10 protein-coding genes and 1 riboswitch are annotated in these 13,892 nt (G+C 71.4%); of the genes, 7 read left to right on the forward strand and 3 right to left on the reverse strand.

Annotation, left to right across the window (positions count from 1 at the left end; genetic code table 11):
• Positions 1–4 precede the first annotated feature (4 nt).
• From OG792_RS03225 to OG792_RS03235, 3 genes are all read right to left on the reverse strand, one after another.
• A complete protein-coding gene (locus OG792_RS03225; protein WP_329107172.1) occupies positions 5–853 on the reverse strand; it encodes a helix-turn-helix domain-containing protein in 849 nt (282 codons plus the stop codon).
• A 5-nt stretch (positions 854–858) separates the two neighbouring features.
• Positions 859–1,374, reverse strand: coding sequence for a hypothetical protein (locus tag OG792_RS03230; RefSeq protein WP_329107174.1), 516 nt, complete (start codon positions 1,372–1,374; stop codon positions 859–861).
• 222 nt (positions 1,375–1,596) lie between these two features.
• Positions 1,597–7,413 (reverse strand): ThuA domain-containing protein, encoded by a 5,817-nt coding sequence (locus OG792_RS03235; protein ID WP_329107176.1) that lies wholly within the window; start codon positions 7,411–7,413, stop codon positions 1,597–1,599.
• 329 nt (positions 7,414–7,742) lie between these two features.
• Positions 7,743–7,852, forward strand: a riboswitch (TPP riboswitch).
• On the opposite strand from OG792_RS03235, the gene thiE reads away from it, so the two are divergent.
• The 7 genes from thiE (at position 7,846) to thiC (ending at position 13,854) form a co-directional block, all read left to right on the forward strand.
• Positions 7,846–8,490, forward strand: coding sequence for a thiamine phosphate synthase (gene thiE / locus OG792_RS03240; RefSeq protein WP_329107178.1), 645 nt, complete (start codon positions 7,846–7,848; stop codon positions 8,488–8,490). Its footprint overlaps the riboswitch before it by 7 nt.
• A 41-nt stretch (positions 8,491–8,531) precedes the next feature.
• Positions 8,532–9,656: a glycine oxidase ThiO gene (gene thiO / locus OG792_RS03245; RefSeq protein ID WP_329107180.1), complete on the forward strand. Its 1,125-nt coding sequence runs from the start codon at positions 8,532–8,534 to the stop codon at positions 9,654–9,656.
• Between the two features lie 20 nt (positions 9,657–9,676).
• Complete coding sequence (gene thiS / locus OG792_RS03250) at positions 9,677–9,877, forward strand: sulfur carrier protein ThiS (protein ID WP_329111082.1); 201 nt, start codon at positions 9,677–9,679, stop codon at positions 9,875–9,877.
• Between the two features lie 5 nt (positions 9,878–9,882).
• Positions 9,883–10,695 carry a thiazole synthase gene (locus OG792_RS03255; protein WP_329107181.1) on the forward strand — a complete coding sequence of 271 codons (813 nt, stop codon included), beginning with the start codon at positions 9,883–9,885 and terminating at the stop codon, positions 10,693–10,695.
• A 173-nt stretch (positions 10,696–10,868) separates the two neighbouring features.
• A complete protein-coding gene (locus OG792_RS03260; RefSeq protein ID WP_329111084.1) occupies positions 10,869–11,459 on the forward strand; it encodes a thiamine phosphate synthase in 591 nt (196 codons plus the stop codon).
• Complete coding sequence (gene thiD, locus OG792_RS03265) at positions 11,456–12,244, forward strand: bifunctional hydroxymethylpyrimidine kinase/phosphomethylpyrimidine kinase (protein ID WP_329107183.1); 789 nt, start codon at positions 11,456–11,458, stop codon at positions 12,242–12,244. Before OG792_RS03260 ends, thiD begins: the two co-directional genes overlap by 4 nt.
• Positions 12,245–12,261: 17 nt before the next feature.
• A complete protein-coding gene (gene thiC / locus OG792_RS03270; RefSeq protein WP_329107185.1) occupies positions 12,262–13,854 on the forward strand; it encodes a phosphomethylpyrimidine synthase ThiC in 1,593 nt (530 codons plus the stop codon).
• Positions 13,855–13,892: the final 38 nt, after the last annotated feature.

The raw sequence follows: 13,892 nt of genomic DNA on the forward strand, positions 1-13,892 counted from the left end.
GGTCTCACTTCCGCTCGTACTCCCCAGCCACCCGCGCAATGAAGTTTACCGATGCGATGGGGCTCAGGGCGGCTTCCGCGAGTCGGACCGCCTCCCGCCGGAAGAACTCGACCTGGTGCCGGTCGTCCAGGAACAGGCCGGTGAGCTTGTGGTCGAGGTAGACCACCGACCGGTCGCGCGGGAAGTCGAGCAGTGCGAAGGCGCCGTCCAGGCCGGTGTGCGCGCCGGCGGCGAGCGGCACCACCCGGAGGGTCACGTTGGGCCGCTCGCTGGCCGTGACCAGGTGCCGTAGCTGCTCGGCCATCACCTGTGGCCCGCCGACCGGGCGGCGCAGGGCGGCCTCGTCGATCAGGGCGTGCAACGCCGGCGGGGTGTCGCGGCGCAGGATCTCCTGCCGGGCCAGCCGGGCGGCGATCCGGGGCTGGGTGTCCACCTTCCGGACACCGCAGGACTCCATCACCGCCCGGGTGTAGTCCGGGGTCTGCAACAGGCCCGGTACGAGCAGCGGCTCGCAGCCGATGATGGTGGTCGCCTCGGCTTCGAGGTGGATCAGCGTGCGCGACTCCGCGGAGAGCCCGACCGCCGCCTCCCACCAGCCGGGCTCGGCGGCCCGTTCGACCTGGCGGAGCAGGGCGGCCCGTTCGTCACCGGTGACCCGGTAGATGACCAGCAGGGCGGCGGCCTCCTCGGTCCGTACCTGCTGGCGGCCGTGTTCGAGGCGGGACAGTCGGGACGGCGGCCAGGCCAGTTCGGCGGCGACCTCGCGCAGGCTCAGCTGGCGGCGGATGCGTAGCTCGCGGAGCTGGCCGCCGACGTTACGACCGGCCACGGCGGGTTGGGGGCGGCGGGACATGGCGCTCAACTGTTGCGGTTGCGGGCGAGCAGCACGGCCGAGCCGGCGGCGGCGATCAGCAGCGCGCCGCCGATCAGCCACCACACGCCGGAGCGCAGGCCCCGGTCCTTCGTCAACGCGACCGGATTGTTGGGTGCCGGCTTCGGTGCCGCCTGTTCGGCCTTGGCCTCGACGGTGACCACCGCCTCCGCCGGGTTCGGCGCGGGTGCGGTGACGGTGACCTGCCAGCGGCCGGGGGAGAGGATCGGCCCGGTGGTGTAGAACCCCTGCCCCTCGCCGGAGGGTTCGAGCTGGACCGGTCCGACGGTGTCGCCGGTTCCGTCGGTCGCGGTCAGCACCAGCCGGACGATCGTCTCCAGCTGGTGGCCGTCGGCGTAGCTGGCCCGGATGGTCACCCCGGTGGCGCCGTCGCCGGCCACGTCGAGGTTGAGCTTGCCGTCGAAAGCCGCCGCCGGCGTCGTGGGCAACAGGAGCACCGGTACGAGAGCCAGCGCGGCGAGCAGGACTCGCAGGGGTCGCATCAGAGGTTCCTTTCAACACGCCGACACCCGGACGGTGCCGCGGGATGGGTCCAGTGTGTCGGCTGGGAGCGGCCCCGCGGCAGAGCTGTGCGGTCGCGAAATTTGGTGCGGAGGGGCCGGGTGGTGCGGGAAACGGTGGTGCCCGGGTGTACGCCGGGGCGGCCGGCCTGGTTGGCCGGCCGCCCCGGGTCTGGTGCGGTTACTGCGGTGCGGTGCGGACGGTTAGAGCTTGCCGCCCTGCTTGATCCGGGTCGGGTCCTCGGCGAGGCGTCCCGCTCCCTGGACCGACTTGTCGGCGTTGGCCTTCACGCCCGCCTTGGTGGCGGTGCCACCGAGCCGGACGATCATTGCGTCGGCGTCCCTGGTCAGCACGTCGCGCACATCCGCGTCGGTGACCAGGGCGGTGTCGGCAACCAGCGCCTTGTAGGCGGTCAACTGCTGCACCGCCCGCCTGTCGTCACCGGCGGCCTCCGAGTCCCGGACCGCGGTCAGCTTGTTGGTGAGCTGCCGGTGGGCCTTGGTGGAGAGCCGACTGGTGGACTTGAACCGGTCTTGCAGGTTCTGCATGTCCCGGAACGAGGTGGTGACGAAGAAGCGTACCGACGAGGTCGTGGTGTTGCCGGCCTTGTCGGTCGCGGTGACGGTCAGCTCGTGCAGGCCCAACGACAGGTCGTAGAGGGCTTGCAGGGTGTTGTTGGCGTACGGCTGGCCGTCCAGGGTGCCGATGGTGGCTTCCAGACCGGAGGTCGGGTCGACCGCCTGCCAGGAGACCCGTACGTCGGCGCTGTCGCCGTAGAGCTGGCCGTCGGCGAGGCCGGAGACCAGTACGGTCGGCTTGGTGCCGTCGATCTTGACGATCGCCGACTTCAGCGTCTCGGCGTTACCGGCCGCGTCGGTGGCCCGGTACAGCAGCTCGTGCTGTCCGTCGCCGCTGACGTTGACCGCCGTGGTGTACGGCGTCCAGGCGCCACCGTCCAGGGACCACTCCAGCTTGCTGACCCCGGCACCCGCGTCGGTGGCGGCCAGCGTCACCGGGATCGTCCCGGCGTGCCATCCGCTGTCGGACGGGGGCGCGAAGGTCGCCGAGGTGACCGGCGCGGTCGCGTCGATCTTGAGGTCGACGGTCTTCGTCGCCTCGACGTTGCCGGCCTCGTCGGTCGAGCGGAACCGCACCTGGTGCGCACCGTCACCGGAGACCAGGATCGGCTCGGTGTAGGCGGTCCAGGTGGTGGCCGCGTCGAGCTGGTACTCGGTGCTCGCCACACCGCTGCCACCGGTGTTGTCGGTGGCGGCCAGGGTGACCGTGGTGGCGGCGGTGTACCAGCCGCCGGTCGGCGTACCGGCCACTGCCGAGGTGGTCACCGGTGCGGTCGAGTCGTCGACCGCGGTGCTCACCCGGAAGTAGTCGAACGTCGCCGGCTTCGACGCCTGCTGGCTCGCGCCGAGGGTGAAGAGGCCGAACTTCGGCGTGGCACCCACGGCCGCGTTGGTCAGCGCCGGCAGCGCCGTCCAGTCGGTCCCGTTCGCCGAGTACGACGCGGTGTACGTGTTGCCGGCCTTGGCCAACCGCAGGTGCCAGATCCCGCCGGTGATGTTGGCACCGTTGGGCTGCGGGTCCTGCACCGCGGCGGCGATCTCGCTGCGGAACTCGACCCGCCGTACCAGCGTCTGACCGGGCTGGTTGTCGACGATGTAGTCCAGCTTCAGGTAGTTGTCGTCGTCGCCGTAGACGATGAGACCGCCCTGCTGGTACTGCTCGTTGAACTGGCTGCCGTCGACCCTGGTCTCGATCGTCCAGTCACCGGCCGGCGCGTTCTGAAGGATGAAGTTCGGCGGCGGGGTGCCACCGGCTCCGTAGATGTCACCGTTCGGCACGTCGATCTGGAGGCCGCCACCGGTCACCCGGTAACCGGTCGGGTCCTCCCGGACGATCGCGTTCCACTTGCACTTGTCCAGGCTGGTACCGGTGAACTCGTCGGACGGCACGACCGGGCCGGCCGGCTCGTCCGGGGTGAGCTGGAACCAGTCGAACTTGGCGTCGTTCACCGAGGCCGTGGTGTTGCCGTTCAGCGCGAACAGGCCCACCTTCGGGTTCTCGATGCCGGCCAGCGCGGCCGGCCGACCAACCGGGGTGAAGGTCTGACCGTCGACCGAGAAGGCCCCGGTCAGGTTGGTGCCGTCACTGGTCAGCCGGACGTAGAACGTGTCGCCCATCCCGGCCGGTACGGCGATCCCGTCGGCGGCCTCGTTGCGCGGCGTGCCAGCGGTCTCCCGGATCAGCTCGAACTTGCGGCTGTCCGAGTAGAGCAGGTCGAGCTTGGCGTAGTTCGCGTCGTCGCCGTAGACGATCAGACCAGCCTGGTGGTAGTTGGCGGTCGCGCTCAGCGTCACCTTGGTGGTCGCCTGCCAGGCACCGCTCGGGGCGGGCTGGAGCACCACGTTGGTGGCGTTGTTCGTGCCGCCGTACAGGTCACCGACCGCGGTCGGCAGGACCAGGCTGCCGTTGCTGACCGAGTAGAGCTGGTTCTCCCGGATCACGGTCGACCAGCGCGACTTGTCCAGCGAGGTACCGGTGAAGTCGTCCGAGCGCGCCCCGAAGCAGGACGTGTTCGGCGCGGTCACCGCAACCGGGACGTAGGCGCTCGTGGCCGCACCACGCGCGTCGGTCACGGTCAGGGTGGCGGTGAAGTTGCCCGGCACGGTGTAGGTGTGGGTGGCGTTGGCGGTGTTCGCCGTGCCGCCGTCACCGAAGTCCCAGGCGTACGTGAACGGGGCGTCGTTCTCCGGGTCGGTGGCCGTACCGCTGAAGGCGACCTGCACCGGCGCGACGCCGGTGGTGGGGTTCGCGGAGGCGGTGACCACCGGCGGGGCGTTGTCGGTGACACCCCGACCGAGGAAGTCGGTCCAGTTCACGTTCAGGATCGCACCGGTTCCGGTGGAGCCGGTGGGGTTACGCGCCACGAAGTACAGCGTGCCGCTGCTGGTGCTCGGGGTGGTGATCGCCGCCGGTACGTCGACGAAGGTCTGCCAACCACCGGTGCTCGGCACCGTGGCGGTCGCGACCAGCGGGCCGTCGACCGCGCCGGTACGGACCTCGATCCGAGCGCCGCCGCCGGCCGAAGCGGCCCGGAAGCGGAGCGAGTCGATGCCGGTCAGGTTCGCCGGCTCGATCGCCCACCAGTCGCCGTCCTCGATGAACCCGATGTTCTCGAATCCACCGGCGGTGTCGGTGGTCGCCTGACGCTGCACGCCCGGGTCACCACCGCTGGTCGACCCGGCCACCCGGCCGGTCGAGGTGTAGTACTCGGCCTGGGTGCGCTTCGGCTGGAGCTGCTCGATCGCCCGCCCGGTCAGGGCGTTCGACCCACCGGCGCCGCCGGCGTCGGTGTAGACGGCCTCGAAGACACCGAAGACGTTCGCCTCGGCGCCGTGCCCGGAGGCGAGCAGCGTCTGGACCGAACCCTCACAGCCGGTGTACGACTGAAGCGGGTGCGCGTGCTGGTCGTGACCCAGGTAGTACTGGAGCACCACCCGGTCGCAGTCGATCGTCCCGTCCTCGGGGTCGGTCACGTTGACCTTGTACTTGACCAGGTCGCCCCACTCGAAGAAGCCGCCGTCCGGCGGGAACTCGATGGAGACGGTCGGCGCGGTGTTGCCCACCGTGACCGGAATGTTGGCAACCGCGGTCCGCCCCTTGGGGTTGGTGACCGTGAGCTGCGCGTTGTAGTTGCCCGCCGCCGCGTAGGTGTGCGCCGGGTTGGGGTCGGTCGAGGTGGCGTTGTCGCCGAAGTTCCAGGCATACGTCAGGGTGCCACCGTCCGGGTCACGCGACCCGGCACTGGAGAACTGCACGGCCAGCGGAGCCGGACCCGAGGTGGGTTCGGCGTTGGCGACCGCGATCGGCGAGCGCTCACCGGCGATGTAGTCGATCCGGTAGATGCCCGAGTTGTCGTTGTTGCCGCCGAAGCCGGTACCCCACTCGATCAGGTACAGCGCCCCGTCCGGACCGAACTCGAAGTCCATCGGCCGCAGCATGCTCATGCCGGTCAGCAGCTGGTTGATGTCGACCAGCGACTTGCCGTCGGCACTCACCTGCATGGTGTACATCTTGTTCTGGTTCCACTCGCCGAGCAGCGCCTTGCCGTCGTAGTAGGCAGGCCACTTGCGCTCCGAGTTGAGGTTCTCGTCGTACCGGTAGACCGGGCCACCCATGGGTGCGCCGCCGCCGCCGATCTCCGGGAACAGCGGGTTGCCGCTGTAGTCGAAGTCGACCGTGGCCGAGATGGCCGGCGGCAGGTTGGTCAGGCCGGTGTTGTTCGGCGAGTTGTTGACCGGCGCCGCGCAGTTGAACTTCGCACCACTCGGTCCCGACGGGAACGGGTAGTCGTTGTACGCGTAGTTCGCACCGTGGCAGTACGGCCAGCCGTAGTTGCCCGGCGTGACGATGTTCCACTCGACCGTGCCCTCGGGGCCACGGTTCGGGTTCGCCGCGCCGGCGTCCGGGCCGTAGTCACCGACGTACAGGGTGTCGGTCTGCGGGTCGACGCCGATCCGGAACGGGTTCCGGAAGCCCATCGCGTAGATCTCGGGCTTGGTCTGCGCGGTGCCCGGGGCGAACAGGTTGCCGGCCGGCACGGTGTAGGTGCCGTCGTCCTCCGGGTGGATCCGGAGCACCTTGCCGCGCAGGTCGTTGGTGTTGCCCGAGGAACGCTGCGCGTCGTAGTCCTGCCGGCCCGGCCGCTCGTCGATCGGGGTGAAGGAGTCCGACTCGAACGGGTTGGTGTTGTCACCGAGCGCCAGGTAGAGGTTGCCCTGGCTGTCGAAGGTGATGCTGCCGCCCGCGTGGCAGCACGTGTTGCGCTGCGTCGGGATCTGGAGCACCACCTTCTCGGTGGCGGCGTTGATGGTGTCGCCCTCGACGGTGAACCGGGAGAGGTAGTTGCGGGCCGCGCCGCCGTTGGGTGCGTAGTAGACGTACACCCAGTTGTTGGTGGCGAAGTCCGGGTCGAGCTGGATGCCCAGCAGACCGTCCTCGTTACCGGTGAAGACCGGCAGGGTCACCGCGGTGACCGTGGTGCCGGTGTTCGGCTTGATGATCTGGATCCGGCCGTCGCGCTCGACGTAGAAGACCCGCCCGTCGGGGGCGATGTCCAGCTCCATCGGGTTGTTGGTGTTGTTGTCCAACGACACCTTCTCGAAGCTGCTGGTCTTCGACGCGCTGCAATCGGCGTCCACGACACCCGCGGCGGTCTCGATGCCGCCGAGCAGGTGGGTGAGGAACTGCGGTTCCGCGAACGACTCGTTGGTGTGGCCGCCGCCGGTGTACCAGGATCGGCCACCCTCGTAGTCCTGACACCACGCGGTCGGGTGGTCGGCGCCCATCGCGCCGGTGCCCGGGGTGTAGCTGCGCTCGTCCAGGCTGGCCAGCACGTGCAGGTTCGCGCGCGGGTTGGTCCGGAAGTTGTACCACTCGTCGAAGCGGGACCACTGGGCCGGCAGGCCGGCGGTGGACGGGTGCGCCGGGTCCTCGACCTTCACCGTGGCCTGCTGGTTGGCCGGGTGCGCGTTGAAGTACGCGCCGACCAGTCCGCCGTACCACGGCCAGTTGTACTCGGTGTCCGAGGCGGCGTGGATACCGACGTACCCGCCGCCGGCCTCGACGTAGCGCTCGAACGCCGCCTGCTGGGTGTCGTCGAGCACGTCACCGGTGGTGGAGAGCCAGATCACCGCCTTGTACTGGGCGAGGTTGGCGTCGGTGAACGCGGCACCGTCCTCGGTCGCGGTGACGGAGAACCCGTTCGCCGCGCCGAGCTGCTGGATGGCCGCGATGCCCGACGGGATCGAGCCGTGCCGGAAGCCGGCCGTCTTGGAGAAGACCAGTACGGAGTACGGGTCGGCAGCCGCGGCGGCCGGGGCCGCCTGTGCGGCGCTCGGGGCTGCTACGAGTGCGGCCGCCGTCGAGGTGACAGCGACCGCGAGACTCAGCAGCGCATGGCTGAGGGCGCCGCGCAGCGCGTGGCGCGGGCGAGGTCTTGACACGAAGGATCTCCTTCGTCCGCTGGGGACACGGGGGATCCCCGGCCGGCTCGCCGAAGACCGGTTCGGGGGGTGGTGGGTTTCGGCTGCGTGGCCCGCCGTGGCTGTGCAGCCGAAATTTGTCTTGTCGCTGAACAAATTAATGCTGGTCAGCGTTGGGCGGGCAATACAGCAACAAGCCAATTCGGGTAACGGTTGGGTAACCGAGGTGGATCTTCCGGATAGGACAGACAAAACCCCTTCGGTGTTCCGGCCCACCTCAACCGGCCGAGGCGGGCCGCTGTGACGTGCGACCCCTTGGCGGATCCGTCCCGCCGTCGTAGTGTGGTCGACAAGTAACCCACGGGAGTCCGGTGAACCGGGCTGAGAGGGGGGCTGACAGCCCCCGACCGTCGAACCTGATCCGGGTAATGCCGGCGCAGGGAGGAGTTTGCTATGCCCGTACTGGGACGTTTGCATCTCGTCACCGATACCCGTACCGGGCGTGATCCTGTCGCCACGGTACGTGCGGCGCTGGCCGTGGCCGGACCCGAACTCGTGGTCCAGGTACGCGTCGAGGACGACGCCACCGACCGCGACGCGTACGACCTGGCCCGGCGGGTGGTCGACCTCTGCGCCCCGTCCGGCGCGACCTGCCTGGTCAACGACCGGCTGCACGTCGCCCTCGCCGCGTACGCCGCCGGTGGCCACGTCGGCGCGCTCGACCTGCCGGTGCACGCCGCCCGCCGGCTGCTCGGACCGACCGCGCTGCTCGGCGCCACCGCCCGCGCCCCCGACCCGGCCCGCGAAGCGGTCGCCGACGGCGCCAGCTACCTCGGCGTCGGCCCCTGTTACGTCACCACCACCAAGGACGGGCTGCCCGAACCGATCGGCCCGGCCGGAATCGCCGCGGTGGCGCGGGCGGTGGACGTACCGGTCATCGCGATCGGCGGGGTGACCGCCGCGCGGGTGCCGGAACTGCTGGCCGCGGGCGCGTACGGCGTCGCGGTGGTCGGCGCGATCTGTGCCGCCGCCGACCCGGCCCACGCCACCGCCGAACTGCTCGCCGCCCTGGCCCGCACCGGGGCACCGGCGTGCTAGGCGGGGCCCCCTTCCCATCGGAATCCGAGAACCGGGGCCCCTTGCGCACCACCGGCCGAACCGACGTGGCCGTGGTCGGCGGTGGTCCGATCGGACTCGCCATCGCCTGGCGGGCCGCGCAGCGGGGAATGCGGGTGCTGGTGCACGACCCCGATCCGGGCAGCGGGGCGTCCGGCGTCGCCGCCGGCATGCTCGCCCCGGTCGCCGAGGCGTCCTTCGGCGAGGAGGCGCTGACCCGGCTGCTGCTCGACTCCGCCGCCCGGTGGCCCCGCTTCGCCGCCGAGGTGGCGGCCGCCGCCGGACTGACCGGAGTCGCCGACCTCGGCTACCGCACCGAGGGCACCCTGGTGGTCGGGCGCACCGCCGACGACCTGGCGCAGGCCCGCCGGCTCTGGACGTACCAGCGGGGACTCGGGCTGCCGATCACCGCACTGGACGCGACCGGGCTGCACGACCGCGAGCCGTTGCTCGCCCCCCGGGTACGCGGCGGCGCGCACGCGCCCGACGACCACCAGGTCGACCCGCGCCGCCTGGTCCCCGCCCTGCGGCTGGCCGCCCTCCGGTCCGGGGTGGTACTCGTGTCGGCCGCCGTGCGCGACCTCGCCGAACTCGACGCCGGCACCGTGGTGGTCGCCGCCGGCTGCGGTGCCGCCGCCCTGACCGGACTGCCGATCCGGCCGGTGAAGGGACAGATCCTCCGGCTGCGCGCACCCGGCGGGGAACCACCGGCCTTCCGGCACGTGATCCGGGGCTACAACGACGGCCGCACGGTCTACCTGGTTCCCCGGCACGACGGCGAGGTGGTCGTCGGCGCCACCGTCGAGGAACGCGCCGACCACACCGTCACCGCCGGCGGGGTGCTCGAACTGCTCCGCGACGCGACCGACCTGGTGCCGGAACTCGCCGAGTACGAACTCGCCGAGACCATGGCCGGTCACCGACCCGGTACCCCGGACAACGCCCCGGTCATCGGCCCGCTGGCCGACCGCCCCGACGTGATCGTGGCCTCCGGGCACTACCGGCACGGCATCCTGCTGACCCCGGTGACCGCCGAACGGGTCGTCGACCTGCTCACCAGCGGCGTCGTCGACCCGGCGCTGGCGCCGTTCACCCCGGACCGGTTCACCCGGACCGAACACGCCCCGAGCAGGGAGGAGATCCGGTGACCGCAGAGGCTGAGGCTTCGGTGGAACTGACCGTGAACGGTACGGACCACAGCTTGCCCGGCCCGGTGACCGTGGCGGACCTCGTCGCCACCGTCACCGGCCAGGGCCGCGGCGTGGCCGTCGCGGTCAACGGCGAGGTCGTCCCCCGGGCCGGCTGGCCGGCGGCGGTGCTGCGATCCGGCGACCGGGTCGAGGTGCTGACCGCGGCCCAGGGCGGGTGACCGCGATGTCCGAGCCGGAACGCGATCTACCCGGCGGGCCGGGCACCCGCCCGTTCGAGCTGGGCGGGGTGTCGTTCGGGTCGCGGCTGATCCTCGGCACCGGCGGCGCCGCCAACCTGCACGTACTGGAGCAGGCGATCCGGGCCAGCGGCACCGAACTGGTCACCGTCGCGCTGCGCCGGGTCGACACCGCCGCCACCATGCACGGCGGGCTGTTGGAGATGCTCGACCGGTGCGGCGTACGGCTGCTGCCGAACACCGCCGGCTGCTACACCGCCGCCGAGGCGGTCAAGGTCGCCCGGCTCGCCCGCGAGGCGTTCGACACGTCCTGGGTCAAGCTGGAGGTGATCGGCGACGACCGTACCCTGCTGCCGGACGCGGTCGAGTTGCTGCACGCCGCCGACCAGCTGGTGGCCGACGGCTTCACCGTGCTGCCGTACACCAGCGACGATCCGGTGCTCGCCCGCCGGCTCGCCGAGGCGGGCTGCGCCGCGGTGATGCCGGCCGGCGCGCCGATCGGCTCCGGACTCGGCATCGGCAACCCGCACCACATCCGGCTGATCCGGCAGAGCGTCGACGTGCCGGTCATCCTCGACGCCGGCATCGGCACCGCCTCCGACGCCGCCCTCGCCATGGAACTGGGCTGCGACGCGGTGCTGCTGGCCAGCGCGGTGACCCGGGCCGCCGAACCGGCCCGGATGGCAACCGCCATGCGGTACGCCGTCGAGGCGGGCTGGCTCGCCGCCCGCGCCGGCCGGATTCCCCGACGGTTCCACGCGCTGGCCTCCAGCCCCGACGAGGGACGGCCGGAGCTGTGACCGGCCAGCGGCTCGAACCGGTCTCGGAGCCGCCGCACCGCTCGTACCCGGATCGCCCGTACCCGGATCGCCCGTACACCGATCGCCTGTACCCCGACGGTGCCGTCCCGCTCCGGGCCGGACCCGACGGCGACGGTGTCCGCCCGCCGTTTCCGCCGGGTACGCCGAGCGGCCTGGTGGTGGTCACCGACCGTCGGCAGGCCCGCCGGGAACTGCCCGAACTGATCCGGGCGGCGGTCGACGGCGGCGCCCGCTGGGTCCTGCTCCGGGAAACCGACCTGCCCCGCGACGAGCGACTGGCCCTCGCCGAGAACCTGCGGGGGATCCTCGCCCCGGCCGGCGGAACGCTGCTGGTCGCCGGCCCCGACCCGCTCGGCGGTGGGGCGGTGCACCTGCCCGCGGCCGGGCCGTACCCGCCACCCGGGCTGGCCCTGGTCGGCCGCTCCTGCCACGACGAGGCCGAGCTGGGCCGACTGTCAACGGAGGACTACGTGACCCTCTCCCCGATCTTCTCGAGCCCGTCCAAACCCGGGTACGGCCCACCGCTGCACCCGGTCGGCCTGGCCCGGCTGGTCCGGCGTACCCCGGTCCCGGTCCTCGCCCTCGGCGGCGTCGCCGAACCCGACCAGGTCGCCGCCTGCCTGCGGGCCGGCGCGGCCGGGGTGGCGGTGATGGGCGCGGTCATGCGCGCCGACGACCCGGCCGACCTGGTCGCCCGGCTCACCGACCGGGCGGGGGAAGCGGTACGGGAGAGTGGGCGGTGACGCCACCGGTGGCGCTGACCATCGCCGGCTCCGACTCCGGGGCGGGCGCCGGCATCCAGGCCGACCTGAAGGTCTTCGCGGCCCTCGGTGTCTACGGCACCTCCGTCATCACCGCGCTCACCGCGCAGAACACCCACCAGGTACGCGCCGTCCTGCCGACCCCCGCCGACCTGGTCACCGTACAACTCGACGCCGTCCTGTCGGACCTGCCGGTGCTGGCCGTCAAGACCGGGATGCTCGGCACGGTGGAGGTCGCGGACGCGGTGGCGGCACACGCCCGCGCCGGTCTGCTGCCGAACCTGGTGGTCGACCCGGTGCTCGTCTCGACCAGCGGCCACCGGCTCGGCGTCGTCGCCGCGGTGGCCCGGCTGCTGCCGTACGCCCTGGTCGCGACGCCGAACCGGGAGGAGGCCGCGGCGATCGTCGGACGCCCGGTGACCACCACCGACGACATGGTCGCCGCCGCCGAGCAGATCGCCGCCGGCGGACCCCGCCACGTCGTCGTCACCGGCGGCGGTGACGACGACCGGACCGACGCGGTGGACGTGTTCTGGACCGGCGGCCGGGCCCGGCTGCTCGCCGGCCCGCGTATCCCCACCCGGAACACGCACGGCACCGGTTGCTCCTTCTCGGCGGCCATTGCCGCCCGGATCGCACTCGGAGACCCGGTCCCGGAGGCGATCGTGTTCGCCAAGGAGTACGTCGCCCGCGCGCTCGCCGGTGCGCGCGACTGGAGGTTGGGCACCGGCCATGGACCGCTGGACCACTTCGGTTGGTCCCGCTGACAAGCAGGAGGTTGGGCATGCACGCTCGTCGCAAGGTGTACGTGGAGGGATCGCGGCCGGACATCCGGGTCCCGTTCGCCGAGGTGGAACTGGCCGGGGACAACCCGCCGGTCCGGTTGTACGACACCTCCGGACCGGGCAGCGACCCGGAGATCGGCCTGCCGGCGCTGCGCGGCCCGTGGATCGCCTCTCGCGGTGATGTGGCCCCCGTACGCGGTGCCGGTACCCCGCTCGCCGCCACCGACGGCCAGCGGCCGACCCAGCTCGCGTACGCGCGGGCCGGGATTGTCACGCCGGAGATGGAGTTCGTGGCGCTACGGGAGGGGGTGCCGGGTGAGGTCGTCCGGGAGGAGATCGCCGCCGGCCGGGCGGTACTGCCGCTCAACGTCAACCATCCCGAGGTGGAGCCGGCGATCATCGGCAAGCGGTTCCTGGTCAAGGTGAACGCGAACATCGGCACCTCGGCGGTGACGTCGTCGGTCGCCGAGGAGGTGGAGAAGCTCACCTGGGCCACCCGGTGGGGCGCGGACACGGTGATGGACCTCTCCACCGGCAAGCGGATCCACGAGACCCGCGAGGCGATCGTCCGCAACTCACCGGTGCCGATCGGTACGGTGCCGATCTACCAGGCGCTGGAGAAGGTCGGCGGTGACCCGGTGAAACTCTCCTGGGAGGTGTTCCGGGAGACCGTGATCGAGCAGGCCGAGCAGGGCGTCGACTACATGACCGTGCACGCCGGGGTGCTGATGCGGTACGTCCCGCTGGCCGTGGAACGGGTCACCGGCATCGTCTCGCGGGGCGGCTCGATCATGGCGGCCTGGTGCCTGGCGCACCACCGGGAGAACTTCCTCTACACCAACTTCCGTGAGCTGTGCGAGATCCTGGCCCGCTACGACGTGACCTTCTCCCTTGGTGACGGGCTGCGTCCCGGCTCGATCGCCGACGCCAACGACGAGGCACAGTTCGCCGAGCTGCGTACGCTCGGCGAACTGACAAAGATCGCCTGGGAGTACGACGTCCAAGTGATGATCGAGGGACCGGGTCACGTGCCGATGCACAAGATCAAGGAGAACGTCGACCTCCAGCAGGAGCTGTGCCAGGAGGCACCGTTCTACACCCTCGGTCCGCTGACGACGGACATCGCACCCGCGTACGACCACATCACCTCGGCCATCGGCGCGGCGATGATCGGCATGTTCGGCACCGCCATGCTCTGCTACGTCACCCCGAAGGAGCACCTGGGGCTGCCGGACCGGGACGACGTCAAGGCGGGGGTGATCGCGTACAAGATCGCGGCACACGCGGCTGACCTGGCCAAGGGGCACGCCGGTGCGCAGGACTGGGACGACGCGCTGTCCAAGGCGCGGTTCGAGTTCCGCTGGGAGGACCAGTTCAACCTCTCGCTCGACCCGGAGACGGCTCGGGCGTACCACGACGCGACCCTGCCGGCGGAGCCGGCGAAGACGGCGCACTTCTGTTCGATGTGCGGGCCGAAGTTCTGCTCGATGAAAATCACCCAGGAGCTGAAGGAGTACGCGGCCCGCGGGATGCAGGAGAAGTCGTCGGAGTTCGTCGAGTCGGGTGGGAAGGTCTACCTACCCCTGGCGTGACCCCGGATCCCCTTGGGTGAGGTCGTGCCCGCCGTGGT

Origin of the sequence: Micromonospora sp. NBC_01699 (genome assembly GCF_036250065.1) — a bacterium.
Classification (GTDB): domain Bacteria; phylum Actinomycetota; class Actinomycetes; order Mycobacteriales; family Micromonosporaceae; genus Micromonospora_G.